The 25264-nt window shown below is 69.0% G+C and carries 22 protein-coding genes and 1 tRNA gene; 11 read left to right on the top strand and 12 right to left on the bottom strand.

What is annotated here, in order from left to right:
• The first annotated feature begins 20 nt into the window (after window positions 1-20).
• Together egtC and egtD are read left to right on the top strand one after the other, a co-directional pair.
• The gene (gene egtC, locus F5X71_RS31280; protein WP_167465230.1) at window positions 21-866 is read left to right on the top strand and encodes an ergothioneine biosynthesis protein EgtC; all 846 of its coding nucleotides are present in this window, start codon (window positions 21-23) and stop codon (window positions 864-866) included.
• Window positions 863-1834, top strand: coding sequence for an L-histidine N(alpha)-methyltransferase (gene egtD / locus F5X71_RS31275; RefSeq protein WP_167465229.1), 972 nt, complete (start codon window positions 863-865; stop codon window positions 1832-1834). Before egtC ends, egtD begins: the two co-directional genes overlap by 4 nt.
• Before the next feature lie 15 nt (window positions 1835-1849).
• Here egtD and F5X71_RS31270 read toward each other — a convergent pair whose 3' ends face one another.
• From F5X71_RS31270 to F5X71_RS31245, 6 genes are all read right to left on the bottom strand, one after another.
• A complete protein-coding gene (locus F5X71_RS31270; protein WP_167465228.1) occupies window positions 1850-2512 on the bottom strand; it encodes a DUF2461 domain-containing protein in 663 nt (220 codons plus the stop codon).
• 27 nt (window positions 2513-2539) lie between these two features.
• Window positions 2540-3304 (bottom strand): DUF4190 domain-containing protein, encoded by a 765-nt coding sequence (locus tag F5X71_RS31265; RefSeq protein WP_167465227.1) that lies wholly within the window; start codon window positions 3302-3304, stop codon window positions 2540-2542.
• Between the two features lie 176 nt (window positions 3305-3480).
• Window positions 3481-3741: a hypothetical protein gene (locus F5X71_RS31260; protein ID WP_167465226.1), complete on the bottom strand. Its 261-nt coding sequence runs from the start codon at window positions 3739-3741 to the stop codon at window positions 3481-3483.
• Window positions 3742-3869: 128 nt separating this feature from the next.
• Window positions 3870-4850, bottom strand: a complete 981-nt coding sequence (locus tag F5X71_RS31255) for a ribose-phosphate diphosphokinase (protein WP_167465225.1) — start codon at window positions 4848-4850, stop codon at window positions 3870-3872.
• Window positions 4847-6337: a bifunctional UDP-N-acetylglucosamine diphosphorylase/glucosamine-1-phosphate N-acetyltransferase GlmU gene (glmU, locus tag F5X71_RS31250; RefSeq protein ID WP_167465224.1), complete on the bottom strand. Its 1491-nt coding sequence runs from the start codon at window positions 6335-6337 to the stop codon at window positions 4847-4849. Before glmU ends, F5X71_RS31255 begins: the two co-directional genes overlap by 4 nt.
• Before the next feature lie 99 nt (window positions 6338-6436).
• Window positions 6437-6507, bottom strand: a tRNA-Gln gene (locus tag F5X71_RS31245).
• A 354-nt stretch (window positions 6508-6861) separates the two neighbouring features.
• Here F5X71_RS31245 and F5X71_RS31240 point away from each other — a divergent pair.
• The 6 genes from F5X71_RS31240 (at window position 6862) to F5X71_RS31215 (ending at window position 15293) form a co-directional block, all read left to right on the top strand.
• Complete coding sequence (locus F5X71_RS31240) at window positions 6862-7476, top strand: TetR/AcrR family transcriptional regulator (protein ID WP_174817170.1); 615 nt, start codon at window positions 6862-6864, stop codon at window positions 7474-7476.
• Window positions 7477-7658: 182 nt separating this feature from the next.
• A complete protein-coding gene (locus F5X71_RS31235) occupies window positions 7659-8306 on the top strand; it encodes a TetR/AcrR family transcriptional regulator (RefSeq protein WP_014988187.1) in 648 nt (215 codons plus the stop codon).
• Between the two features lie 201 nt (window positions 8307-8507).
• The gene (gene mfd / locus F5X71_RS31230; protein ID WP_167465222.1) at window positions 8508-12122 is read left to right on the top strand and encodes a transcription-repair coupling factor; all 3615 of its coding nucleotides are present in this window, start codon (window positions 8508-8510) and stop codon (window positions 12120-12122) included.
• Window positions 12119-12886, top strand: coding sequence for a MazG family protein (locus tag F5X71_RS31225; protein ID WP_428981419.1), 768 nt, complete (start codon window positions 12119-12121; stop codon window positions 12884-12886). The genes mfd and F5X71_RS31225 overlap by 4 nt, the downstream gene beginning before the upstream one ends.
• A 181-nt stretch (window positions 12887-13067) precedes the next feature.
• A complete protein-coding gene (locus F5X71_RS31220) occupies window positions 13068-14159 on the top strand; it encodes a glycerol dehydrogenase (RefSeq protein ID WP_167465221.1) in 1092 nt (363 codons plus the stop codon).
• A 183-nt stretch (window positions 14160-14342) separates the two neighbouring features.
• The gene (locus F5X71_RS31215; protein WP_174817169.1) at window positions 14343-15293 is read left to right on the top strand and encodes a phosphodiesterase; all 951 of its coding nucleotides are present in this window, start codon (window positions 14343-14345) and stop codon (window positions 15291-15293) included.
• Here the strand turns inward: F5X71_RS31215 and F5X71_RS31210 are convergent.
• Entirely contained in the window at window positions 15244-16695 is a 1452-nt protein-coding gene (locus F5X71_RS31210; protein WP_428981510.1) for a stealth family protein, read from the bottom strand. The genes F5X71_RS31215 and F5X71_RS31210 overlap by 50 nt on opposite strands.
• Window positions 16696-17341: 646 nt before the next feature.
• Here F5X71_RS31210 and F5X71_RS31205 point away from each other — a divergent pair.
• The 3 genes from F5X71_RS31205 (at window position 17342) to F5X71_RS31195 (ending at window position 19056) form a co-directional block, all read left to right on the top strand.
• Window positions 17342-17794: a flavodoxin domain-containing protein gene (locus F5X71_RS31205; RefSeq protein WP_167465219.1), complete on the top strand. Its 453-nt coding sequence runs from the start codon at window positions 17342-17344 to the stop codon at window positions 17792-17794.
• A 98-nt stretch (window positions 17795-17892) separates the two neighbouring features.
• Window positions 17893-18408, top strand: coding sequence for a hypothetical protein (locus F5X71_RS31200; RefSeq protein ID WP_238815569.1), 516 nt, complete (start codon window positions 17893-17895; stop codon window positions 18406-18408).
• A gap of 72 nt (window positions 18409-18480) precedes the next feature.
• Window positions 18481-19056: a TerD family protein gene (locus F5X71_RS31195; RefSeq protein WP_167465218.1), complete on the top strand. Its 576-nt coding sequence runs from the start codon at window positions 18481-18483 to the stop codon at window positions 19054-19056.
• Between the two features lie 72 nt (window positions 19057-19128).
• Here the strand turns inward: F5X71_RS31195 and F5X71_RS31190 are convergent, their stop codons facing one another.
• The 5 genes from F5X71_RS31190 to F5X71_RS31170 form a co-directional block, all read right to left on the bottom strand.
• Window positions 19129-20541 carry an MATE family efflux transporter gene (locus F5X71_RS31190; RefSeq protein WP_167466881.1) on the bottom strand — a complete coding sequence of 471 codons (1413 nt, stop codon included), beginning with the start codon at window positions 20539-20541 and terminating at the stop codon, window positions 19129-19131.
• 64 nt (window positions 20542-20605) lie between these two features.
• Complete coding sequence (locus F5X71_RS31185) at window positions 20606-21640, bottom strand: PLP-dependent cysteine synthase family protein (protein ID WP_167465217.1); 1035 nt, start codon at window positions 21638-21640, stop codon at window positions 20606-20608.
• A gap of 39 nt (window positions 21641-21679) precedes the next feature.
• Window positions 21680-23020 carry an alanine racemase gene (locus F5X71_RS31180; protein ID WP_167465216.1) on the bottom strand — a complete coding sequence of 447 codons (1341 nt, stop codon included), beginning with the start codon at window positions 23018-23020 and terminating at the stop codon, window positions 21680-21682.
• The gene (locus F5X71_RS31175) at window positions 23011-24021 is read right to left on the bottom strand and encodes an ornithine cyclodeaminase family protein (protein ID WP_174817168.1); all 1011 of its coding nucleotides are present in this window, start codon (window positions 24019-24021) and stop codon (window positions 23011-23013) included. Before F5X71_RS31175 ends, F5X71_RS31180 begins: the two co-directional genes overlap by 10 nt.
• Entirely contained in the window at window positions 23993-25195 is a 1203-nt protein-coding gene (locus F5X71_RS31170) for a TauD/TfdA family dioxygenase (RefSeq protein WP_167465215.1), read from the bottom strand. The genes F5X71_RS31175 and F5X71_RS31170 overlap by 29 nt, the downstream gene beginning before the upstream one ends.
• Window positions 25196-25264 lie beyond the last annotated feature (69 nt).

Raw genomic sequence — 25264 nt, 5'->3', positions numbered from 1 at the left:
CGCGCCAGGAGGCGCCGCTGATGTGCAGGCACCTCGGGTACCTCGGTCCCGCCGTCGGTGTCGGCGAAATGCTCACGCGCGGTAGCCATTCCCTACGGACACAGGCGTGGGCGCCCCGGGACATGCGCGGCGGCGGCACGATCAACGCCGACGGCTTCGGCGTCGCGTGGTGGCGCTCCGCGGCGACCGGGGCGGGCGGCGCCGAACCGATCGTCAGCCGATATCGCAATGCCGCGCCGATCTGGACCGACCCCGCGGTGGAAGAGGTACTGCCGCAGCTGCGTTCGACCGCGGTCCTCGGCGCGATCCGGTCCGCGACGGTCGGCATGCCGATCGAGCGGGCGGCCTGCGCGCCGTTCACCGCGGAGCGCTGGGCGTTCAGCCACAACGGCAAGGTGGCGGACTGGCGGCGCGTACTCACCGCGGCATCCTCGGATCTGGACGTCGCCGCTACCCGATTCGGCGCGACGCGGCTGCTCGAGACCGCCCAGCTGCTCGACGCGGAGGCGCCCACCGACGCGGCGACGCTCTGGGTGTTGATGCGGCAGTTGCTCGCCGGGGCACAGCCCGGCGGCTTCGTCGAGACACCGGCGGCGGCGCTCGGCCTGCTGGTGGCCGCGGTCCTGCGGCACGCGCCGGACGCCCGGCTCAACCTGCTGCTCTGCGACGGCGAGACGCTGTGGGCCAGCACGGTTTACCACTCCCTGTCCGCCCTGGTGACCGACACCGCGGCGGTGCTGTCCTCCGAACCCTACGACGACGACCCGAACTGGCAATCGATCCCCGACCGCAGCCTGGTGACCGCGCGCCCGGGCCACCTGTCCATCACCTCCATGCCCGACGGCACGAAAGGCCTTTCGCGATGACCGCACCCACGCTGGAGATCCACCTATCCGACGACGACCTCACCACGGCACTGCGCACCGATGCCCGGCTCGGTCTCACCGCCGACCCGAAGTGGTTGCCGCCCAAGTGGTTCTATGACGCGCGCGGCAGCGAACTGTTCGAGCGGATCACCGAGCTGCCGGAGTACTACCCGACCCGGACCGAGCGCGCGCTGCTGGAACGGGTGGTCGGCGAGATCGCCAGGCTGGCGCAGGCCGAGGTGCTCGTCGAACTGGGCGCGGGCTCGGCCGCCAAGACGCGACTGCTGCTGTCGGCGTTGACCGCCGGGGGGCCACTGAAAACTTATGTGCCCCAGGATGTCTCGTCCGCCGCGCTGCGCGCCGCCGCCGATGAGATCGCGGCGGAGTTCCCCGGCCTCGCGGTGCACGGTGTGGTCAGCGATTTCACCGACACCCTGCACAACCTGCCGGGCGGCGGCCGCCGGATGATCGCCTTCCTCGGCGGCACGATCGGCAACCTGGTCCCGGCCGAGCGGGCCGAATTCCTGGCAGGCATCTACGAGGTGCTCGAGCCGGGGGAGCAGCTGCTGCTCGGCGCGGGGCTGGTCATCGATCCTGCCGTGCTGGTGCCCGCCTACGACGACGCGGCCGGGGTCACCGCCGAGTTCAATCGAAATGTGTTGCACGTCTTGAACGCCCGCCTCGGCGCCGACTTCGCGCCGGACAAGTTCGAGCACGTCGCACTGTGGGACGCCGAGCGGGGGTGGATCGAAATGCGGTTGACCGCGACCGAGGACATGACGGTCACGGTCCGCGACCTGGATCTCACCGTGCGGTTCGCCGCGGGCGAGCAGCTGCGGACCGAGATCTCGGCGAAGTTCCGTATCGACGGGCTCACCGCGGAACTGGATCGCGCCGGTTTCCGCACCGAACAGGTGTGGACCGACCAGGACGATCGCTTCGCGCTCTTCCTCGCGGCCCGCGCGTGATCGGCCCGCGCGTGATCAGGACAGCAGCGGCGACCGGGTAGTCGCGCCGGACACCACCGCGCCGAGCCAATCGACCAGGGGCCGCATCGCCGTCCAGGCGGTGCGGATCTCCTTGGCCGCGCGCGGTTGGTCCAGCCACGGCGGCGCGCCGAATTCCTTCTGGCAGATCAGCGCTTTGTGCCGGAGCAGGCCGATGCGGGGATGGTCGGCGTCGTAGCCCTTGGGCTTGGTCTTGAGCTGCTCGCCGCCGATCGCGAAACCGGTCTTCTTCAGCTTCGCCAGGATCTTCTCCAGCTCCGGGCCGCGGACCTCGTGATCGATGGTGGTGCGCAGCTGGGCGAGCTGTTCGGCGGAGCCGCCGTAGAAGCCGCCCGCGACGTACAGCCCCGCCGCGCCGATCTGCACGTACCAGCCGGTGCTCGGCGCGACGGACACATACGCGCCCTGGTGGTTCTTGTACGGCGACTTGTCCTTGGCGAAGCGCACGTCCCGGTACGGCCGGAAGATCTTGGCCGCACCGAAATCCGGCTCCAGCTCGGCGGTCAGCGCCAGCATCGGCGCCTTCACCGCGGTCTCGTAGACCTCCTTGTGCGTGTTCCAGAAGGCCTTGGAATTGTCGGCCTCCAGGTCCTCGTAGAAGTCCAAGCCCGCCAGCGGGAATCCGCTGAACCCACTCACGACTGCGCCTCGCTCATACCGAGCAATTTACGTGGTGAGGTCTCCGTTGAAGACGAGGAACCCCACCAGCAGGCCGATGACCATGCCGGCACCCGCGGCGATCGCGGCCCATTTGCCGAGCGGTTCGCCCTTCGTGTGACCGACGATGCCGAGGATGATGCCCGCGGGCCCGAACAGGATGGGGCAGAACAACACCGAGATGACGGCGCAGACCAGCCCGACGATGGAGTACACCTGCGACCCGGACGGCGGCGGGGTGCCGTAGGGCTGGTAGGCCTGCTGCGGGTAGCCGCCGGGCTGTGGTCCACCGGGCGGCGGGTAGTTGTAGATGCCGCCCTGCGGGTACTGCGGTGGACCATCCGTCGCGTCCTGGGGTTGCCCACTGCTCGGATACGCCGGATACGGCTGTTGCGCACCCCACTGCTGCTCGCTCGACGGGCCGGGTGTCGTGCCCCAGGACGGCTGCCCGCCGGAGGGCGCGGGACTGCCCGCTGGATCGCCGCCCCGGGACGGCTGCCCCCACACGGCCTGATCGCTCGGCCCCGGCCCACGGGGCTGCCCGCCCAACGGGCCCGCGGGCGCGTCGGTCGGTTGCCACCATTCACCGGTCTGCGCGGGTGGCGGGGTGTACGGCTGGCTCGAAGGATCGGCCGCGCCAACATCTTTCGACAACGACGGCGGCGGGGCGGCATCGGTCGGGTCCGGTCCCGGCGCGCTCGGTGGCGCGTCGGAGGGTGCATCGGCTGGTTCCGCGCCGGCGCCGGTCGGTTTCGGATCGTCTGGCGTGCTCATCGCGCCCTCCTCGTACGTCCGATCGCCCACCCTCGCGTGTGGTCGTCTTCGCTGCGGCTACGCGCGGACAGCGGACGGATTGGGTCCGAATACTCCCGTTATGCGTACCACGACCGGCGAGCGGTCATACCCGATTGCGCCGAGCGGTCCCGGCGCGCCGCCCGGTGCGCCACCGATCAGAGCTCGTCGTCGGCCACGATCTCGATCGCGGCCACCTCCGCGGGCCGGTCGTCGTCCGCGTCGTCCGCGGCGCGCTGCCCGCGCGCGGTCCACTCCTGGCCGAGCTCGTCGCCGATGCCGAGCCTGCCGTCGTCGTCGTTCTCTCGGTAACGAATCCGCAGGTCGGCCGGCGGATCCTCGACGTTGCGGGTGTATTCGCGGATCTCGTCGGCCTGGTCGTCGTCACCCATGTCGGTATGCAACGGTTCACGGTCCATACCACTCAGTATCCTCGCGGATCGGTGTGGCCGCCGGAGCCTGGAGCACAAAAAGGTGGCCCCGGAGACTTCGTCCGGGGCCACCTCATGGCCTGTGTCGCGCACCGTTCGAGTGCGCGGCGAGCTACTTACGCGTTGCCGTTGAAAAGGCCGGTGACCGAGCCGTTCTCGAAGACCTCGCGGATGGTGCGAGCCAGCAGCGGGGCGATCGAGAGCACGGTCAGCTGCGGGAACTTCTTCTCTTCGGTGATCGGCAGCGTATTGGTGACCACGACCTCCTTGGCGCCGCAGGCGGCGAGGCGCTCGGCGGCCGGGTCGCTCAGCACGCCGTGCGTCGCGGCGATGACCACGTCACCGGCGCCCGCGTCCTTGAGCACCTTGACCGCGCCTGCGATGGTGCCACCGGTGTCGATCATGTCGTCGATCAGGATGCAGGTGCGGCCCTCGACCTCGCCGACCACCCGGTTCGACTTCACCTGGTTCGGCACCAGCGGGTCGCGGGTCTTGTGGATGAACGCCAGCGGCGAGCCGCCGAGCGAGTCGGCCCACTTCTCCGCGACGCGCACGCGACCGGAGTCGGGCGAGACCACGGTGATGTTGTCGAGCGAGTAGTTGGTGCGCACGTACTCGGCGAGCTGCAGCTGCGCGTGCATGTGATCGACGGGGCCGTCGAAGAAGCCCTGGATCTGGTCGGTGTGCAGGTCGACGGTGATGATGCGATCCGCGCCCGCGGTTTTGAGCAGGTCGGCGACCAGGCGCGCCGAGATCGGCTCGCGGCCGCGGTGCTTCTTGTCCTGGCGGGCGTACGGGTAGAACGGCAGCACCGCGGTGATCCGCTTGGCCGAACCGCGCTTGAGCGCGTCGATCATGATGAGCTGTTCCATCAGCCACTGGTTGAGCGGCGCGGGGAAGCTCTGCAGCACGAACGCGTCGGAGCCGCGGACCGACTCCTCGAAACGAACGAAGATCTCGCCGTTGGCGAAGTCGCGGGCGGTCTGCGGGGTGACGTGGACGTCGAGTTCCTTGGCGACCTGTTCGGCCAGCTCAGGATGAGCGCGTCCCGAGAAGAGCATCAGGTTCTTCTGGTTGTCGATCCATGACGCGGTCACTGCTGTTTGCCATCCTTTTGCTCGATTGCCTGACCGGAGTTCTCTTTGGCGGCGTTGGCTTCTGCCGCCGCGCGCGCCGCGGCCGTCCCGGGACGGTGCCTCTGCACCCAGCCCTCGATGTTCTTCTGCGGCCCGCCGGATATCGCGAGTGCGCCGGGCGGAACGCTTCTGCGCAGTACAGTACCCGCCGCCGTATACGCCCCGTCACCCACCGTTACCGGGGCGACGAACATCGTGTCACTTCCCGTTCGCACATGCGACCCGACCGTGGTGTGGTGCTTGCTCACTCCGTCGTAGTTCACGAACACGCTGGACGCGCCGATGTTGCTGTGTTCGCCGATGGTGGCGTCCCCGACGTAGGTCAGATGCGGCACCTTCGAGTGCGCGCCGATCGAGGCGTTCTTGGTCTCCACGAACGCGCCGAGCTTGCCCGCGTTGCCGACCACCGTGCCCGGCCGCAGGTAGCTGAACGGGCCGATGGCCGCGCCGGGACCGATCATCGCGCCCTCGCCGTGCGTGCGCACGACCCTTGCGCCGTCGCCGACCACGACATCGGTGAGGGTGCTGTCCGGGCCGATCTCGGCGTCCTCGCCGATCACGGTGTCACCGAGCAGCTGAACGCCGGGCCGCAGGATGGCATCGCGGCCGATCCGCACATTCGCGTCCACCCACGTCGAATTGGGATCGACGATGGTGACGCCGGCGCGCATGTGCCGTTCCAGGATGTAGCGGTTGAGCGTGCTGGTCGCGCCCGCCAGCTGAACCCGGTCGTTGACGCCGGTCACCTTGGCGGCGTCGACCAGGCGGGCGCCGTGCACCGGATGCCCGGCCTCGCGGGCCAGCCGCAGCACGTCGGTCAGGTAGAGCTCGTGCTGGGCGTTCGCGGTGGACAACCGGCTGATCATGGTCCGCAGCACGGCCGCGTCGAACGCGTAGACGCCCGAGTTGACCTCGGTGATCGCGGCCTGCTCGGGGGTGGCGTCGGCGTGCTCGACGATCTCGACCACCTGGCCGTCGGCGTCGCGCACGATGCGGCCGTAGCCGTTCGCATCGTCGGGCACGAAGGTCAGCACCGTGACCGCGGAACGTTCGGCATAGCTGCGGTGCTCGTCGAGCAGCGCGGACAGCGTGTGCCCGTCGAGCAGCGGCACGTCGGCCGAGGTGACGAGCAGGTCGCCGGTGAAGCCGACGGGCAGCGCGGCCAACGCGCACTGCACCGCGTGCCCGGTACCGAGCTGCTCCTCTTGGATAGCGGGGGTGATCTCGCGACCGAGATCGTTGGCGACCGCGGTCACCGCGGCGCCGACCTGTTCCCGGTCGTGGCCGACCACGGTGATCAGGTATGCGGGGTCGATCTCGTTCGCCGCATGCAGCGCGTGCGCCAGCATGCTTCGACCGGCCAGTGAATGCAGCACCTTGGGGGTCTTCGACCGCATTCGTGTCCCGGCACCGGCTGCGAGAACGACGACGGCGGTCTGCTGTGGCATGGATCTCCCTCGGCTGCCTGTCATCGTGCTGGGCTCTGCTCATCGTGGCGGGCCACGTGCTCATCGTGCGGGCCAACGATAGTCATCGTGCTTGCCGAGCTCCGCCGCCAGGACTCGAACCTGAACTATCTGAACCAAAATCAGAGGTGCTGCCATTACACCACGGCGGATTGTCACATCGGCGGATCGGGAAACACCCACCGCTGTACCACGGCACGAGGAAGATCCTCGCATATTGTTGCGCATCTCGGCGAATGCCGAGTTCGACGGAGACGCCGCGGGCCCGCGAAGATCATCCGGCGCGACCGAGGACGTCCTCGAAATCAAGGTTACCCACCAGGCGTATTCGGGCGCGGCCCGTGCGGGCGGGCACCGACATGTCGGCACGGAAAACGCGCGGTTGCGGGGGAGCGCGGGCGAATCACCGAGCTGTCTGGAACAGTTAGGGCACCGGATGTGCGGAGGCGAAGGGAGGCGGAGTGGCGATGTCGGGGAGCGAGACGCAGCGAGCGCCGCGTCCGCGGATGACTGGCACCCAGCGGCGGCAGCAACTGATCGAGATCGGTCGCGCGCTGTTCGCCGAACGCGGGTACGACGCAACGTCGATCGAGGAGATCGCGCAGCGCGCGCAGGTCTCCAAACCCGTGGTGTACGAACACTTCGGCGGTAAAGAGGGGTTGTACGCGGTCGTCGTGGATCGTGAGATGTCCATGCTGCTGGACATGATCGTGTCCTCGCTCACGCAGAATCGTTCGCGGGTCCGCCTCGAACAGGTCGCGCTCGCGCTGCTGACCTACATCGAGGAACGCACCGACGGCTTCCGGATCCTGGTGCGCGATCAGCCCGCGGGCAACACCGAGGGCCGCTACTCGAGCCTGCTCAACGAGGCGGTGAACCAGGTGGCGCACATCCTCGCCGGGGATTTCGAGCGCCGTGGTTTCGACACCAGCCTGGCCACCCTCTATGCCCAGGCGCTGGTCGGACAGGTGGCCACCGCGGCGACCTGGTGGCTGGACGAGCGCAAGCCCTCGAAAGAGGTTGTCGCCGCGCATTTGGTAAACCTGTGCTGGAACGGGCTGAGTCATCTCGAGGCCGACCCGCAACTCAGCTCGGAGTGGCGCGCCGGTACCGGGGAGTGATTCGGGTTGTTAACCAGCGAATTGCGCAGTGAGTCCGGTCGAATGCTCGAATTGGCTGCCGGGCGGGCACCTGGTGGTACGGTTCACCCATCCTTTGGGTGCTGTTCGGGCGGTAAGTCGGTCTACTTCGTGATGTCGGTCTACTTCAGGATGGCTGGTTTTTAGGATGACAGGCGGATCTGATGGCTAGGCAAGCGCGCGCGGAGATCACCCGCGACTCCGTTCTTGCGGGCGCTGCCGATGTCTTTCTGCGCTTGGGTTACGCGAACGCGAGTCTGAGCGAGATCATCGCGCAGTCCAATGTGACCAAGGGCGCCTTGTACTTTCACTTCGGCTCGAAGGAAGAGCTGGCGCGCGCGGTGGTCGATCAGGGCAACGAGCGCCTGGTCAGCTCGTGCCAGGGCTTCTTCGATCCCCGGGTGCCCGCGCTGGAGGCGTGCATCGGGATCACCTACGTGGTCGCCGATCTGTCCATGAACGATCCGATGGTCGGCGCGATGCTCAAGCTGACCCATCAGATCGGCGACTACCGCGGCGCCCAGGGCGACAACATCGCCAAGACCTGGGGCGACACCTACCGCGTCCTCTCCGAAAGAGCCATCGCCCAGGGCGATTTGCAGCCGGAGCTCGACGCCGAGGTGATCGGCATGCTGCTGCAGGAGATGACCGCGGGCGTGCACATCATCGCCGTCGGCACCGAGTCGATCGACCAGATGGCGACCCGCATGGAGCGCGTCTGGTACTTCCTGCTGCCCTCGATCGTGCCCGCCGAAAAGCTCGCCTACTTCCGCGAGTTCGCCGCCAGGCGCCTGCGCCGCTACGTGCCCTGAGGTTCTGGCTCGGTCGGTACACGGGTAGCTCAGCGGGCACGGGACGAGCGCGCCACGGCGAATTGTCGTATGCCGGCGCTACGGTCGAGACGTCCAGGCCCGGCCCGAATTCGCGGGGAGACGGGCAGGTATTCGCCTCGGGGCGGGCAGCTAAACTTTGGCTGGCCGCTCGAAACCGCAGCTTGAGCTCAGGAGTTGTACATGTCGACCCATCGTCCACCGCTGGCCGGACTGGCGGCGGTCGCCGGTGCGGATGCCGCGTTGCAGACCGTCGCCGAGCTGGTCGGCAAGTCCTCGGTCGAGCTGGTCGCCCCGTCCGCGGTGCGCCCGTTCGTCGCCGCGACGATCGCGGCGCAGCGGCCGCTGGTGGTGGTCACCGCGAACGGACGCGAGGCCGATGATCTGACCGTCGAACTGGCGGAGATGCTCGGCGATACGGTCGCGCAGTTCCCCTCCTGGGAGACCCTGCCGCACGAGCGGCTCTCGCCGGGCGCGGACACGGTCGGGCGCAGGCTCGAGGTGCTGCGCAGGCTGGCCCACCCGCACGACCCGGTCTTCGCCGAACCGCTGCGCGTGGTGGTGACCACCGTGCGTTCGCTGATGCAGCCGATGGCCGTCGGCCTCGGCGATATCGAGCCGGTGGTGCTGCGCGTCGGCGCCGAACTGGATTTCGACGAATTACTCACGCGCCTGGTCGAATTCGCCTACAGCAGGGTCGACATGGTCGGCAAGCGCGGTGAGTTCGCGGTGCGCGGCGGCATCCTCGACCTCTTCCCGCCGACCGCGGATCATCCGGTGCGCGTGGAGTTCTGGGGCGACGAGATCACCGAGCTGCGCCCGTTCTCGGTCGCCGACCAGCGCTCGCTGAGCGAGGTGTCGGTCGAGGTCGTCGTCGCGCCGCCGTGTCGCGAGCTGTTGCTCACCGACGCGGTGCGGGCGCGCGCGGCGCAGGTCGCGGTCGACAACGCGGCCGACGCCGCCCTGGCCGAGATGCTGGAGAAGCTGGCCCAGGGCGTCCCGGTGGACGGCATGGAGGCCCTGCTGCCCGTGCTGCAACCCGGCGAGCTGTGCCTGCTCACCGAGGTGCTGCCCGCGGGAACCCATGTCCTGCTGTGTGATCCGGAGAAGATCCGGACCCGCGCCGCCGATCTGGTGCGCACCGGCGAGGAGTTCCTGGAGGCGTCGTGGACCGCGGCGTCGTTCGGCGCGGCCGCGCCGCTCGGCGCGCACGGCCTCGATCTGGCCGCCTCCGGCTACCGTCCGCTGTCCACCGTGCACGAGAGCGCCGATCAGCAGGGCCTGCCGTGGTGGACGCTGACCCCGCTCACCTCAGGTGCGCCCGCGGAGGTGGTGCTGCCGGTGCAGGCCGGGCCCGCCGCGCGCGGCTCCGACGAACTCGTCGCGACCATCTTCGCCTCGCTGCGCGCCCACGTGACCACCGGCGGTCGCGCCGTGGTCGTCGTGGCCGGACACGGTACGGCCCAACGCGTTCTGGAACGTCTCGCCGACGCCGAGGTGCCCGCCGCGGCCATGGAACCGGGCGCCGAACCCGCGCCGGGCCTGGTCGGTGTGCTGTGCGGCTCGCTGCACGACGGCCTGATCTTCGATGATGCCGGGCTGGTCGTCGTCGCCGAGTCCGATCTCACCGGCAACCGGGTCACCGCACCCGGCGAGGGCAAGCGGCTGCCTGCCAAGCGGCGCAACCAGGTCGACCCGCTGGCGTTGAGCGCGGGGGACATGGTGGTGCACGATCAGCACGGCATCGGCCGGTTCGTCGAGATGATCGAACGCACTGTCGGCGGCGCCCGGCGTGAGTACCTCGTCATCGAGTACGCGCCCGGCAAGCGCGGCCAGCCGGGTGACCGGCTGTTCGTGCCGATGGAGTCGCTCGATCAGCTCTCGCGCTATGTCGGCGGTGAGCTACCGAGCCTGTCCAAGCTGGGCGGCTCGGACTGGGCGAACACGAAACGCAAGGCGCGCAAGGCGGTTCGCGAGATCGCCGGTGAGCTGGTGCAGCTGTACGCGGCCCGGCAAGCCGCGCCCGGACACGCCTTCGGGCCGGACACCCCGTGGCAGCAGGAGATGGAGGACGCGTTCGCGTTCACCGAGACCGTCGACCAGATGACCGCCATCGCCGAGGTCAAGTCGGATATGGAGAAGCCGGTTCCGATGGACCGGGTGGTGTGCGGCGACGTCGGCTACGGCAAGACCGAGATCGCGGTGCGCGCGGCCTTCAAGGCGGTGCAGGACGGCAAGCAGGTGGTCGTGCTGGTGCCGACAACGCTACTGGCGCAACAACATCTGCAAACCTTCACCGAGCGCGTCGCGGGTTTCCCGATCACCGTGAAGGGCCTGTCCCGGTTCACCGACCCGGCCGACGCGCGCGCGGTCCTGGAGGGCATGGCCGACGGCAGCGTCGACATCGTGGTCGGCACGCACCGTCTGCTGCAGACCGGCGTGCGTTGGAAGGACCTGGGGCTGGTGGTGGTCGACGAGGAACAGCGCTTCGGCGTCGAGCACAAGGAGCACATCAAGGCCCTGCGCACCCACGTCGACGTGCTCACCATGTCGGCGACACCGATTCCGCGCACCTTGGAGATGAGCCTGGCCGGTATTCGCGAGATGTCGACCATCCTCACCCCGCCCGAGGAGCGGCACCCGGTGCTCACCTATGTCGGCGCGTACAACGACAAGCAGGTCACCGCCGCGATCCGGCGCGAGCTGCTGCGCGACGGCCAGGTCTTCTACGTGCACAACCGGGTGTCCTCGATCGACAAGGCGGCCAAGCGAATTCGCGACCTGGTGCCCGAGGCGCGGGTCGCGGTCGCGCACGGCCAGATGAACGAGGACGCGCTCGAGTCCACCGTCGCCGGTTTCTGGGAGCGCGAGTTCGACGTGCTCATCTGCACCACCATCATCGAGACCGGCCTCGACATCTCCAACGCCAACACCCTGATCGTGGAACGGGCCGACGCACTCGGCCTTTCGCAGCTGCACCAGCTGCGCGGCCGGGTCGGGCGCAGCCGGGAGCGCGGTTACGCCTATTTCCTGTATCCGCCGGAGAAGCCGCTCACCGAGACCGCCTACGACCGGTTGGCCACCATCGCGCAGAACTCCGACCTGGGCGCGGGCATGGCGGTCGCGATGAAGGACCTCGAGATCCGTGGCGCGGGCAACGTGCTCGGCGCCGAGCAGTCCGGGCATGTCGCGGGCGTCGGTTTCGACCTGTACGTCCGGCTGGTCGGCGAGGCCGTCGAGGCCTACCGGGCCGCCGCCGACGGTAAGCCGATCGTCACCGAGGAACCGAAGGAGGTGCGCATCGATCTCCCGGTCGACGCGCACATCCCGCCCGACTACATCGCCAGCGATCGGCTGCGGCTCGAGGCGTATCGCAAACTCGCCTCCGCACAGGATGATTCGACCCTCGCCTCGGTCGTCGAGGAGCTCGTCGACCGGTACGGCCCGCTGCCGGTGGAGGTCGGCCGCCTGGTCTCGGTGGCGAAGCTGCGGCTGCTGGCCCGCGAATACGAGGTCACCGAGATCGCGGTCACCGGGACCACGCTGAAGATCTCGCCGCTGCATCTGCCCGACTCCAAACAGATGCGGCTCAAGCGGATCTACCCAAGCGCCGGATATCGCGCGGCCAGCGGGGTGATCTCGCTGCCGCTGCCGCGGGTCGAGGACAGCGTCGGCGCCGAGCGGGTCCGCGACGTCGTGCTGCTCCAGTACGTCGCCGACCTGCTGCTGGCCCTGGACGGAAAGGCTCAGGGCGCAGTGGATCTCACCACCGCGACCGAGGTGACGGTCGCCCGATGACCGACCGCGACGAGGCCATCCTGCGCGCCGCCCGGCATGCCGCCGCCAGCAGGTCCACCGGCGCCGAGTCGGAGGGCGCGGCCCGATCCGGTACCGCCGTGATCGCCGCTGGCTTGGCCGGCGCGGTCGAGGTGATGGACCGGCTCTGGCAGTTCGGTGGCTGGGAGGTCACCCAGACCCACGATTCGCTGCGTCCGTACCTGCTCGAGGAGACCTACGAGCTGCTCGACGCGATCCAGCACAGCGATGCCGAGACCATCAAGGAGGAGTTGGGCGATCTGCTGCTGCAGGTTCTGTTCCACTCCCGAATCGCCGAGGCCGCAGGCGAATTCACGGTCGACGACGTGGCCGCCGCGCTGGTCGCCAAGCTCGTCAACCGCAGTCCCTCGCTGCGCGACACCGAGTTCGCCGCCGATACCACGCTCGAGGAGAAGATCGCCGCCCAGGAATCCGCCTGGGAGGAACGCAAATCCGCGGAGAAGGCCCGGCGCTCCTGCCTGGACGGCATCGCGATGGCTCAGCCCGCCCTCGCGCTCGCCGAGAAGGTGCGCGAGCGCAGCTCCAAGGCAGGCCTGCCCGACGACCTCATCCCGGCCGAACTCACTGTCGTGCATTTGGGTGGCCCCGACAGTGCCGAGGAACGGCTGCGCAAAGCCACCGTCGAGTTCGCCGCCGCCATCCGCGCCACCGAGGACGCGGCCGAACTCGCCCGCGGTGAGCGCGCTCCGCTCACGGCCGCCGAGTGGCGCAAGTACTGGACGTAGGCTCTGTCCAGGGACTTCGGCACGTTTCTCGGCGATCCGGGACGCCCGCCGACCGCGTGGTCGCCGGTGCACTGTGGCTCGGCCGTCCGGTTGTTCGCTGACGATGGCTTGGGCGCGGGCGTAGCGTTGCGACGGAGTCCGCAGGAGGGCGGAGTCGAGTGGAACGGGAGGTCGAGACCGGATGCTGAGCGTGTTTTCGTCACCGGGACACTACGTGCAGGGGCGCGACGCCACCGCCGCGCTCGGGGAGCAGCTGAGCAGGCTCGGGCTCGACGGCCCGGTGCTGATCGTGGCGGGCGGCAGCGCGCGGCGCCTGCTGGCCGACACCTGGGAACGCTCGCTGACGGATGCGAAAATCGCCTATTCCGTGCATGTTTCGAGTGGCGACTGCACCAGGACGGAGATCGCCCAGATCACCGAGGCGGTGCGCGAGAGCGGCTGCACCGCCGTGCTCGGCGCCGGCGGCGGCAAGGTGCTCGATTCAGCTCGCGCCGTGGCCGATGACCTGGGTCTGCCGATGGTCAGCTGCCCGACCACCGCCTCCAGCGACGCGCCGTGCAGCGCGCTGTCGGTGATCTACACCGCCGCAGGCGAAGTCGAGACCTATCAGCTGGTGCACCGCAATCCCGCGCTGGTGCTGGTGGACACCTCGGTCATCGCGCAGGCCCCGGCCCGGCTGCTCGCCGCGGGCATGGGTGACGCGCTCGCCACCTGGTTCGAGGCCAGGACCTGTACCGCGGCGCGGGTGCGCAACATGCGCGGCGGCGCGTCGACCCGCAGCGCCACGGCATTGGCCGAGCTCTGCTACCGCACGCTGCTCGCCGACGGCCGCCAGGCCTTGGCCGCGGTGCGCGAGCAGGCCGTGACGCCCGCGCTGGAACGGATCGTCGAGGCCAATACGCTGCTGTCCGGTCTGGGGTTCGAATCCTCGGGGCTGGCCGCGGCGCACGCCGTGCACAACGGGCTGACCGCGGCCCCGCAGACCCACGCGTATCTGCACGGTGAGAAAGTCGCCTTCGGCGTGCTCACCCAGCTGGTGCTGGAGGGCGCGCCGAGCGCCGAGATCGACACGGTGCTCGACTTCTGCGCCGCCGTCGGCCTGCCGACCACCCTCGCCGCGCTCGGCCTGGCCGACGCCGGGGCGAGCACGCTGGCCGCGATCGCGACCCGGGCCACCGCGCCGGGCGAAACGATGCACAACGAGCCGTTCGAGGTCGACGCCGGGATGGTCCTGGACGCGATGCGTGCCGCCGACGCGCTCGGCAGGCGATAACACACGCACCCTTGTTCGCGAATGGTTGATAGGTGTCCGGCACGGGATTCGACATGAAATTCTCACCTTCCCGCAAGCATGTCGTCACCGTCCGGCGGGAAACCAGTCGGTAGTCCTTCGCTATTGTGGCGGTGGAATCCGAAGCCAATGGCGGGCAAACCGCCGGGGAGGACGTTCGGTCCGGTGCACATCAGCAGAGTCGCGGAGCACCCGCGACCCGACCATGTGTTGTTCCATTTCAGCGACACCCATTTGATCTCCGGCGACGGCGATCTGTACGGCGACGTCGATGCCGACGTGCGGTTACGCCAGCTGCTCGAGCAGGCGGCGTCGAGCGGGATCAAGCCCACCGCCCTGGTGTTCACCGGCGATCTCACCGATCGCGGCGAGCCCGGTGCCTACGACAAGCTCAAGGCGATGGTCGAGCCGTTCGCGCGCAGTTTGCCCGCGCCCATCGTGTGGGTGACCGGAAACCACGACGACCGGGGTACCCTGCGCCGCAAGCTGCTGGGCGAGCGCGCCTCGACCGCTCCGCTGGACCGGGTGCACCTGATCGACGGCCTGCGCATCATCGCGCTGGACACCTCGGTCCCCGGGCACCACTACGGCGAGATCACCGACGATCAGCTGGCCTGGCTGCGCTCGGTGCTGGCCGAGCCCGCTCCCTTCGGCACCATCCTCGCCATGCATCACCCACCCATCCCGTGCGTGCTCGACCTCGCCGTCACCGTGGAATTGCGCGAGCAGCGCAGGCTGGTCGACGTGCTGGACGGCAGCGACGTGCGCGCCATCCTGGCGGGGCACCTGCACTTCTCCACCAGCGCCACCTTCGCGGGCATCCCGGTCTCGGTGGCCTCCTCGACCTGCTACAGCCAGGATCTCGGCGTGGCCACGGGCGGCCTGCGCGGGCGCGACGGCGCCCAGGCATTCAACTACGTGCACGTCTACCCGGACACCGTGGTGCACTCGGTGGTGCCGATCGACCGCGGCCCGACGGTGGGGTCACCGTCGAGCGCGGACGAGGCCAGGGACACGCTGGCGGCCGAGGGCATCGTGATCCCGCCCGCCGCGCGCATCCCCCACGTCATGCGGCGCCGGGCGACGACTCCGGAATCAGACGAGACGGTGCGCTGAGCCGCTCCCACGGCGCGGGGTCCGGGAAGTAGCGGTTCAGGAACTCCGATACCGCGCGCACCCGCTCGGCCTCGCTGATCTCGGGGAAGCTGCCGTCGTTGAGGCAGAAGAAATCCACATCGCGACGACGTTCGATCCCGTCGAGCAGCGCGAGGCCCTTGTGGCTCGTGGTGTCGACATAGCGCATCCGCGCCGCTTCCTGCGGCACCGCGCGACCGGTGAGCAGCGCGTAGTAGTGGTAGAGCGAGTTGGTCACCGAGATATCGGTGGCCGCGCGGAACCTGCTCGTCCTGGTGCGCGCGAAGTCGTCGGCGAACTCCGCTTCCATTTCCAGTAATACGCTGCGGCGCAACGGAACCGGGGTGTGTTCCAGATGCCGGGTGATGACGTGGCCGAAACGGTTCGCGAGCAGTTCCCGGTTCACCCGCGCGGCATTCTCGAAACCGCTGCGCCGCTCGTTGTTCCGGCCGGGACCGATTCGGGTGTCCGCCTCGATGAAACGGCTCACGCCACCCGCGGTGAAGAACATCGACGGCCGCACCGGACGCGCGAAGAACATGTCGTCGTTGGAGTACAGGAAGTGCTCGCTGAGCCCCTCGATGTGCTGCAACTGGCATTCCACCGCGTGGGAATTGAAGACGGGCAGCCCGCTGGTATCCGAGAAGTGGTCCAGCGCACGGACAATCGTCACCTTCGGATGCGTGGTCAACCATTGCGGCACGGTGGAATCGGTGGCGATGAAGATCCGCCGGATCCATGGCGCGTTCTTGTATACCGACCGCAGCGCGTATTTCAGCTCGTCGATCTGGCGGATGCGCGCGTCCGCGTCGTCCCCCTCGCCGACCACGACCTGTGCGAGCATGCCCGCGCGCCGGGCGCGGAACTCCGGGTCGGAGCCGTCCACCCAGGAGAACACCAGGTCGATGTCGAAGTTCACGTCGCTGGTCTGCGCGGCGAACATGTCCACCAGGGTCGGCCATGCCCGGTCGAACAGCAGCACCTGGGTGTACTCGATGTCGGCGAGGTCGAAGACGTTGCGGGTCAGCGCGTTCGGGCGCGGGCACTCGACCGTGTCACCGTGGTACTCCCACAGCTCCAGCTCGACGTGATGGGCCGGGTCGTGGTCGCGGCCGAGCCGGAACACATTGCGCTGTAACTCCACGCAGGTGAACCCGGCGGTCAGCGCGGCCGCCGTGACCCGCCGCACCATCGAGTGATGTGCCGCGTCGGCGGCCAGGACCAGCCGGTGGTCGCGGTCGCGCACCAGCAGGAACGGCACCTCCGCCGCCGCGAGTTCGGAGCGCAGGTAGCCCAGATCGGCGATCATCGCCTCGGATACCGCGAGATTGCCTGCCAACGGCGGGGTCGCCATCTCGATCGCGCCGGAATTCACTGCCCCCATGTCCATCATCGGTTTCTCCACTTCTCGAAATGCATTGCCTGAGTACGAGATCTAGGCACCGCGCCGGAGCCGAGCGGCGACCCCGCCGAAATCGTCGACTTCGGCTGGGACAGCGCCGCGCCCGGCGCGGTCGCATTCAGAAGTGGGGGACCAGGCCGTAGCGCAGGGACGAATTGATCACGCGGTATGTAGACGAGCGGTAAACCATTTCGTTTTCACCTCACTCACGGCAGAACGCAAAGCGTCACAGATGGTCGTGCCGGATCCGTGCGTCGTGGCGCGAACGACCGAGCATGCGCACGAGATACAGCAGGCTGGGCCGGACAGTCATCGGCCGGCGAAGGAAGATGTCCCAGACAACAATGGGAGCTGTACGAATGATGCATCCAAGGTGACATTTCGTCAATCGGGACATCCCGTCCCACCTGCTGCCGTTCCGCTGCCACTCGCCGCGCGTGCGCCCGCAACGTTCCCGCGTAGCTCCGATTTCGTCCGGCCCGCTCGAATGTGAGTGGTCGGCCGGGCGGCGGGCGTCGTGATCGTCGTCATGTCCGGGCCGGTCCGCGACGAAGGGCTGGCAACTGTAGGCGTGCTAAATTAGGCTAGCCTCACCAACCTTGGAGCCGGTGAGAAGGGAGCACGTTCGGTGCGCGTCGTCATACTGTTCGGATCCGAGATGGGCACGGCCGAGGCCGTCGCGGACTGCGTCGCCGACGAGCTCTCGGCGCATGACGTGTCGATCTACGATATGGCCGAGTTCGCCGTCGACGATCTCGACGTGCGCGATGTGCACATCATCGTGTGCTCCACCTACGGCGACGGTGATCTGCCGACGGGCGCCGAACCGTTCTTCGACCAGCTCGACGCGAGCGCGCCGGACCTGACCGGCTTGCGGTTCGCGGTATTCGGCCTCGGCGACAGCGTCTACGGCGACACCTTCAACCGCGGCGGCGAGATCGCCGCCACGCGGTTGATCGCGTGCGGCGCGGCGCAGTTCGGCGAGCACGCGCGCCACGACGCGTCCACCGATATCCGGGCCAGGGACATGGCGCGTGCCTGGGCGTCCCGGTTAGCGATACCTACCCTCACCTCGGCCTGATAGTCCGCTGAGATCCGCGGGACATCGGGGGCAGCGCCAGCGGGCAAGTGGCCCAGCACTTTAGACTGGTTAGGCAAGCGCGGCACAGCCCGTCGCGCGTGACGATCCATGAGGTGACCAAGATGGCGGCCGGAGCGAGCCCTGCGCAACGTCAAGACCACTCGACAGATCACGCTGATCATCCCGTGCTGGACGTGCTACCCCAGTGGCCGAGAGAGACCATCGCGGTGCTGGTGACCACCGATCCCGCACCGCACGCGATCCCGGTGTCCTGGCCGGTCCGGGCGGGCGATCGGCGCATTCTGCTCAGCCTCAAGTTCGATCGCGGATCACTGGCCCGTTTGCGGGAACGCCCGCAGGTGGCGCTGCTGATCCTCGGCGGCGGCAATGTCGCGCTGTGTGCCAGGGGCGCCGCGAAGGTGATCGCGGAGCAGATGCCCGATGCCGCGGACTATGCGGCGGTGCAAATCGACGTCGACACGATCGACGACCACCGGCAGTCGGCCTTCGAGGTCGACAAGGGCATCCAGCGCACCGTGCTCGACTCGGCCGAATTGCAGGCCCTGGAGGGCAGGGTGGCCACGTTGCGCTCCTGGGCGGACAACCAGAACTGAACCGGCTCAACCGGTTTCGGGATAGCACCATCGAGAACCACGGCGGTTGAACCGGCCGCATGGAAGGAGATCATGAGCGTCACACTCGCCAAGGGCGGCAATGTTTCACTGTCCAAGCAGGCAGCCAACCTCAGTAAGGTCGCGGTGGGTCTGGGTTGGGACGTGCGCACCACCACCGGTGCGGACTACGACCTGGACGCGAGTGCGCTGGCCACCGGTCCCAATCTGAAAGTGCTGTCGGATCAGCACTTCGTGTTCTACAACAACCTGCGCTCGCCCGACGGCTCGATCGAGCACACCGGCGACAACCTCACCGGTGAGGGCGAGGGCGATGACGAGGTGATCAACGTCGACCTGAGCGCGACTCCACCGTCGATCACGAACATCTTCTTCCCCGTGTCGATCCACGACGCGGACGCGCGGGGACAGTCGTTCGGCCAGATCCGCAATGCGTTCATCCGGGTGGTGGACGCGGCGACCGGCATCGAACTCGCGCGTTACGACCTGACCGAGGACGCCTCGACCGAGACCGCGATGGTGTTCGGCGAGCTGTACCGGCACAGCAACGAGTGGAAGTTCCGTGCCATCGGCCAGGGGTACGCCTCGGGCCTGGCGGGTATCGCCCGCGACTACGGCGTCAACATCTGAGCCGATGATCGACGCTCGGGCCCGGTGATCGCGCCGCGATCCGCCGCGATCACCGAGGGCCCGCACGAGGGATCAGCTCGGGCTGGCGAGGTGTTCGGAGACTTCCGGCACCACCCGGCGGCGGTCCCGCTCGCGTTCGTCCAGCAGTGCGAAGTAGCGCCGCAGCATCAGGACCGCGGTCGTGGCCAGGCCTGCGGTGAGTCCCCACCAGACGCCGGCGGCGCCGAGGCCGGCCGGGTAGGCCAGCAGCAGAGCGACCGGAAGCCCGACGCCCCAGTAGCCGATCAGCGAGAGCCGGAAGCCCGCGTTGGTCTCCTTGAGCCCGCGCAACAGCCCGGTGCCGATGTTCTGCGCGGCGTCGAAGAATTGCAGCACGATGCCGATCAGCAGCAGCGTGTGCGCGATCTGCACGGTGGCGGTGTCCTGCGAACTCAGGAAGGGCCGCAACACCAGGTTCGGCGCGATCACGTAGACCGCTCCGGTGAGCATCGCGACGACCGCGACGTGGCGCAGCGCGAGCCAGGCCAGTGCGCGCGCGTGCGGGAACTCGTCCCGGGTCACGGCGTGGCTGACCAGGATCGACGCGCCGTGTGACACACCGATGGCGACCTGGAACACGATGTAGATGATCTGGTACACCACGTTGTGCGCGGCCAACGCCGCCGGTCCGATGCTGCCCATCACCAGGGCGAGCACGGAGAACATGCCCGCTTCCGAGCCGTAGGTGAGCGCGATCGGCGCACCGAGCCGCAGCTCGGCCAGCACGGTCGAGCGCCGCACCGGCCAGGGCCGAAGTGGCAGCGTGGCACCGAGTTTGGCGTCGCGGCGCACCATCACCCAGAACACCCCGAAGGTGATCAGGAAGACCAGCGAGGTGGCCACGCCGATGCCGGTGATGCCCAGCCGCGGCAGCCCGGCGCGGCCGTGGATGAAGCCGAGCGCGAGGATCAGGTTCAACACCACCGACCCGAGGGTCACCAGCAGCAGCGCCTGCGGGCGCTGCATGCCGACGGTGTATTGCCGCAGCACCTGGAACCACAGACACGGCAACAGACCCGGCGCCAGCGCCACCATCAGCGGCCGGGCGTCGGCGAGCACGCCCGCGTCCTGCCCGAGCCACTGCAGCGCCCAGCCGAGCCCGATCAGCACCGCGCCGCCGACGATGCCAGCGACGGTGGCGATCAGGAAGCTCGATCGCAGCACGTCCTTGATCTCGTCATCCGGTGATTCGCCACGCTTGCCCGCCGCGCTGACCGCGGTCGCGATCTGGTTGCCGCTGGCGGTGATCAGCCCGACGCACATGGTGCGGATCTGGTTGAACAGCGCGAACGCCAGCCCGCCCGCGGCGACGGCCTGCACGCCGAGCGTGCCCATCAGCGCGATATTGGTGGTGGACACCGCGATCTGCGCCAACTGCGTCATCGCGATCGGCGTGGCGAGCGCGGTGAGCCGACGGCTGTCGGCCCGGTAGCCCGACAGTGCTATCACCGCACCGCCTCCGCTGCGCACGTGCGGCCGTCGGCCTGGGTTCGATGCTCGGGCGGCCGGTTCATCGCGCCTCGACCAGTTCGGTGCGCCGGGCGGCGGGGGTGTAGCGGTGCAGCAGTTCGCGCACCTGTGCCTCGGCGGCGGGGTCGAGCAGCTCGCGCTCGGCCATCCAGCCGTCGTCGAACACGGTGTCCAGGTACTTCTCGCCGCCGTCGCACACGATGGTGACCACGGTCGAGCCCGCGGGGAACTCCTCGAGGCGCGTGAGCGCGGCGTGCACCGAGCCGCCCGCCGAGCCGCCGATCATCAGGCCCAGCTCGGCCGCGACGGCGCGGGCGGTCGCGAAGGCCGCCACGTCGGTGACCTTGACGCCCTCGTCCAACTGCGAATAGTCCACGGCGGTACCGATGGTGGCACCGGGCGGGGTTCCGGTGCCGGACTGCCAGTACGGGCCGCCCTCGCCGCCGAAGGCGATCGAGCCGACCGGCTCGACGCCGATCACGCGGGCGGGCCTGCCGAGTTGGCGCAGCCGCGTCGCCGTGCCGAACAGCGACCCGCCGGTGCCCACCGAGGACAGCAGGATGTCGACCCGCTCCACGTCCTCCAGCAACTCCTCGGCGACCGCGTAGTAGCCGACCGCGTTGGCATCGTTGTTGTGCTGCTCGGTGAAGTACGCGTCCGGCCGCTCGGCCGCCATCGCCTCGGCGAGGTCCTCTCGCGCCGAAGTGGCCAGATTGTCGTCGCCGTCGTCGGCGACATATACCAGTTCCGCACCCATTGCTCGCATAGCGCGCAGCTTGTCCTTACATGCGTGATGATCGACCACCGCGGTGAAGCGATACCCACGTTCGGCAGCAACTACCGCGAGACCGAGCCCGGTATTCCCGGATGTCGACTCGATGATATGCCCGCCACTGGCCAGCAACCCGCGACGCTCGGCATCGAGCACCATCTCGCGCGCCATCCTGATCTTCGCCGCGCCGGTCGGATTGAACTGTTCGAGTTTGAGCAGCAGCCGGGTGCCGGTCGAGGTCGCCGCCAGTTCGAACAGCGGCGTGCGGCCGATCAGGTCCGTCACACGCGTGACGAGCGGCATGGGAGATCTCCTCGTTCGGGTCGGGGTGGTGGGTGGGGTTCAGCCGTCGAGCGTCCAGCGGAACCGATCGCCCGTCGCGTCGTGCAACACGATCTTGGGCGGTATCGGCAGATCGTGGAAGGCGGACTCGTTCGAATCCATTTGGTAACCGGCGGTGTTCGGGTAGATCAGCAGATCGCCGACGTCGGCGGCCCGCGGCAGCGGAATCCGCCGCCAGCTGAGCATGTCCGAGTCGAGGCAGGTGGCGGCGCCGACGCTGGTCGGGGTCGGCGTGCCGGGCCGAGGCGGCCACAGCAGCGGGTCGGGCAGGTATTCGCTGTCGAACCACTGCTCGGACAGGCTGAGGCTGGTGCCGTCGACGGTGAGCAGCCGATACGGCGCGTCGTCGGCGTAGCGGATCTTGCTGCCCTGCACTCGAAAGACGGTGCAGCCTGCCTGGGCGAGCAGTGCCCGGCCCGGTTCGATCGCGAGGCGAACGGCGTTGTCGCGCAGTCGTTGTGCGAGCCCGTCGTGCGCCAGGATCGCGGTGAGCATCGCGGCGCCGGGCACGGGGAAGTGATAGGGGTAGTACGAGTCGAACGACTTACCCGCGTGGAACCACGAGCGATCGACCTGGTCGGTGAACGCGGACCATGCCGCAGCGGGCACGTAGTCGACGCCGAATCCGCCGCCGATCGACAGCGTCGTGGCGGGATGGCCGAGCGTGCGCGCGTGCAGACAGCGCTCGATCGTCGTCGCCGCCAGCTCCGCCCGCGCGGTCGCGTCGTAGCCGGACAGGTGAAAGCTGAAGCCCTCCAGTCGAACCGAGTCGCCGCCGTCGAGAACGGCAAGCGCGGCGGTGATCTCGGCATCGGTCATGCCGAAGCGGCTGGTCGACGCGGGCGGCAGCACCCGCAGCAGGATCCGGGCCCGGCGTGCCGAAGTGCCGAGTGCGACAAGTCGTTCGAGCTCGTCGAGATCGTCGACGGCGATCAGCGCGCCGTGCCGGGCGGCCAGCCAGAGCAGCTCGTCGGACTTCGCGGGACCGGTCACCATCAGCTCGTCGCCGCGAACGCCCTGTGCCAGTGCGGCGGTCAGCTCACCGACGCTCGCCACGTCCACGCCCGCGCCGTGTTCGGCGCAGGCGCGGACCACCGCGGCGGACTTGTTCGCCTTCTTGCCGTAGAAGACGACACCGTCGACTCCGGCCTCGGCGAAGGCCGCGTAGAAGCTCGCGATATTGCGGGCGACCCGCGGCGGATACATGAGGTGGAACGGACCGCCGACGGCAAAGGCGATATCGCCGAGCAGGTTCGCATCGTCGAACGCTCGCCGCTCCCAAGTGTCGGCGTGCGCTGGCAGCGGCGTCGCGCTGTGCGTCGGCTGGGCCGTCAGTCCCACAGCGGAACCTCCGTGCCCCGCCCTTCCTCGATGGCGCGCTCGGCGAGGGCGTGCGCGACCGCGATATCGGTGAGCACGAGGCCGCTGTTGTAGACGAAGATGCGCTCCTCGTCGGTGCGGCGTCCGACCGCGCGGCGGCTGAGGATCTGCGGCAGTTCGGCGTCCACCGCGCGCAGCTTGCCGTCCGGCCCGGCCATGTCGGTGCCGGTCAGTGCCATCTGCTCGGCGCTGGTGGCGACCACCCGATCGGCGTCGACCAGGGCCGAGGGCGCCAGCCCGTAGCCGACCAGGACCACCGTCGAACCCGGTGCGAGGTCGGCGGATTCGAGCGCGACCTCGGTGCCGGGGCCCGCGGTGGCCAGCACGACGTCGGCGGTGGCCGCGGCGGCCTGCGGGTCCTCGACCGTTTCCAGCAGGGCGTGCGGGTAGTACTCGGCGAGGTGCCGACGCACCGCGTCGAGGCCTTCCGGATGCGTTCCGTAGAGCATCAGCTTGCGCAGCTGCGGGTTCGCGGCGAGCAGGTGCGGCAGGGCGTTGCGCCCCTGGGTTCCGGTGCCGATCAGCAATACGCTCTCCGCGCCGCGGCGCACGGTCTCGCGCACCAGCAGCGCCGAGACCGCCGGGGTGCGCAGCGCGCCGACCCTGGCGCAGTCCATCAGCGCGATCGGCGCGCCGGTGCTGTCGTCGTAGAGCGTGATGGTGGTGTAGTAGCGCTTGGTGCTGCGGTCGTGTCCAGGATCGAACTTGTACGACGTCTTCATCGCGACCACCCGGCGGCGTCCGTCGCGCCCGAGCATCGCGTAGGACACCGACCAGCCGTCGGGGTTCGCCACGCTCAGCTTGCGTGGATTGTCCGAATCTCCCGCGGCGAACGCGAGATACGCGTCCTCCACCGCGCGCACCACCTCGCCGGGCGTGATCGGCACGCCGGCCAGGTCGCTGCGGCTCAGCACCCGTAAGGGCGTGCTGCGGTCACGTGTGTTCAACGGATCCTCGATCATGTGCTTCATCCCGCTCTGTGCCCGCCGGGCGGTCCGCCCGGCTTCCGTCCGTTCGGGACGGTCCGCGGCCACCGGACACGAACGCGGAACTGCCTGCTGCTCGGAACGGGGCGACGATCCGTTGCCCGTAACCATTCTCGTCGGTCTCTTCGGCCCGGCGCGGTCGTTCCGGCAGGCGGACGTTCACCCGCTTGAGCCACCGGTCGGTGCCGTCGTAGCGCGCGGTGAACGGCACTCGGCCGTGCACCGCGACGTCGTTGTCGACCAGCAGCAGCTCACCCGGGCAGAGCGCGGCGGTGACGCAGACCCGTTCCAGTTCCGCGGTGAGCCTGGCGTAGGCCGCGCGGAACGTCGCGTCGGCGTCGTCGAGCGGGGTGTAGGCAGGGTCGTAGCGCAGCGTGGTCTCGTCCGGACCCGCCGAACTCCACAGCGTCGGCAGCGGCGGCGCCGAATACCGTTCGTGCCCGGTGCCGTAGGAGACATCCGGCAGGATCGGCAGCACCGGCGTGCTGAGCACGCGCCGCTGCTCGGCGTTCAGCTCGACCCGGCGCACCGAGGACACCGTGGTGCCGACCAGGTCCGGATTGCGCAGGCAGCCGAGCATCAGCAGGTTGGCCCGCGCGGGATGGAAGGCATCCTCGGAGTGCGGGCTGAGCAGGGTCTTGCTGCTCGCGCCCGACTGCTCGTGCTCGTGGCCGGGGGAGGGCAGGATGTTGTTGACCAGTCGACCGCCCTGCTGACCTTGCCAGCCGAACGGCTCGCCCGCCGCGCGGGCCAGCAACAGCATGACGAGATCGAGTTCGAACGAACGCGCGCGGCGCGCGGGCGAGCCGCTCCACTGCGCGGCCTCGCGCCAGCTGGGCGGGGTGGGGCCGAGTTCGTCGTCGGTCAGCGGCAGCTTGCTCACGATGGTCGCGCCCGCCGCGGTCGCGGGTGGGCGCATGACCTGTCGGACCTCGGCGGGCAACGCGCCGACTCGTGCGTCGATCTGCGCGATGAGCACCGGATCGGTCAGCGTTCGCGCCGTCTCGGCAGGGTTGGGGAGTGTCGCGTCGAGTGTGGTAGATATCTCTCGCGCAAGCTCACGCACCGCGCGTCCGGCGGCGGCGGGGAACTCGCGGCGTTCGATATCCTGCGGGTGAAGCGTTTTACGTTCGGAGAGAACGCCTTTCACCGAGGGAATCCCTTCTTCGCATCGTTGAAAAGAGCAGAATTGACGTCGCCCTGCGAAGCTAGCCGCTCG

This window comes from Nocardia brasiliensis (assembly GCF_011801125.1).
GTDB classification, from domain to species: Bacteria; Actinomycetota; Actinomycetes; order Mycobacteriales; family Mycobacteriaceae; genus Nocardia; species Nocardia brasiliensis_C.
This window is presented reverse-complemented; position numbering and strand designations above follow the sequence as displayed.

Excerpts from the sequence above, each read along its gene's own strand:
- F5X71_RS31260 (WP_167465226.1), bottom strand. The coding sequence starts at position 3,741 with ATGGACCGTGAACCGTTGCATACCGACATGGGTGACGACGACCAGGCC.
- F5X71_RS31195 (WP_167465218.1), top strand. The coding sequence starts at position 18,481 with ATGAGCGTCACACTCGCCAAGGGCGGCAATGTTTCACTGTCCAAGCAG.
- F5X71_RS31265 (WP_167465227.1), bottom strand. The coding sequence starts at position 3,304 with ATGAGCACGCCAGACGATCCGAAACCGACCGGCGCCGGCGCGGAACCA.
- glmU (WP_167465224.1), bottom strand. The coding sequence starts at position 6,337 with ATGCCACAGCAGACCGCCGTCGTCGTTCTCGCAGCCGGTGCCGGGACA.
- egtC (WP_167465230.1), top strand. The coding sequence starts at position 21 with ATGTGCAGGCACCTCGGGTACCTCGGTCCCGCCGTCGGTGTCGGCGAA.
- F5X71_RS31240 (WP_174817170.1), top strand. The coding sequence starts at position 6,862 with ATGACTGGCACCCAGCGGCGGCAGCAACTGATCGAGATCGGTCGCGCG.
- egtD (WP_167465229.1), top strand. The coding sequence starts at position 863 with ATGACCGCACCCACGCTGGAGATCCACCTATCCGACGACGACCTCACC.
- mfd (WP_167465222.1), top strand. The coding sequence starts at position 8,508 with ATGTCGACCCATCGTCCACCGCTGGCCGGACTGGCGGCGGTCGCCGGT.
- F5X71_RS31210 (WP_428981510.1), bottom strand. The coding sequence starts at position 16,695 with ATGGGGGCAGTGAATTCCGGCGCGATCGAGATGGCGACCCCGCCGTTG.
- F5X71_RS31175 (WP_174817168.1), bottom strand. The coding sequence starts at position 24,021 with ATGATCGAGGATCCGTTGAACACACGTGACCGCAGCACGCCCTTACGG.
- F5X71_RS31185 (WP_167465217.1), bottom strand. The coding sequence starts at position 21,640 with ATGCCGCTCGTCACGCGTGTGACGGACCTGATCGGCCGCACGCCGCTG.
- F5X71_RS31225 (WP_428981419.1), top strand. The coding sequence starts at position 12,119 with ATGACCGACCGCGACGAGGCCATCCTGCGCGCCGCCCGGCATGCCGCC.
- F5X71_RS31235 (WP_014988187.1), top strand. The coding sequence starts at position 7,659 with ATGGCTAGGCAAGCGCGCGCGGAGATCACCCGCGACTCCGTTCTTGCG.
- F5X71_RS31220 (WP_167465221.1), top strand. The coding sequence starts at position 13,068 with ATGCTGAGCGTGTTTTCGTCACCGGGACACTACGTGCAGGGGCGCGAC.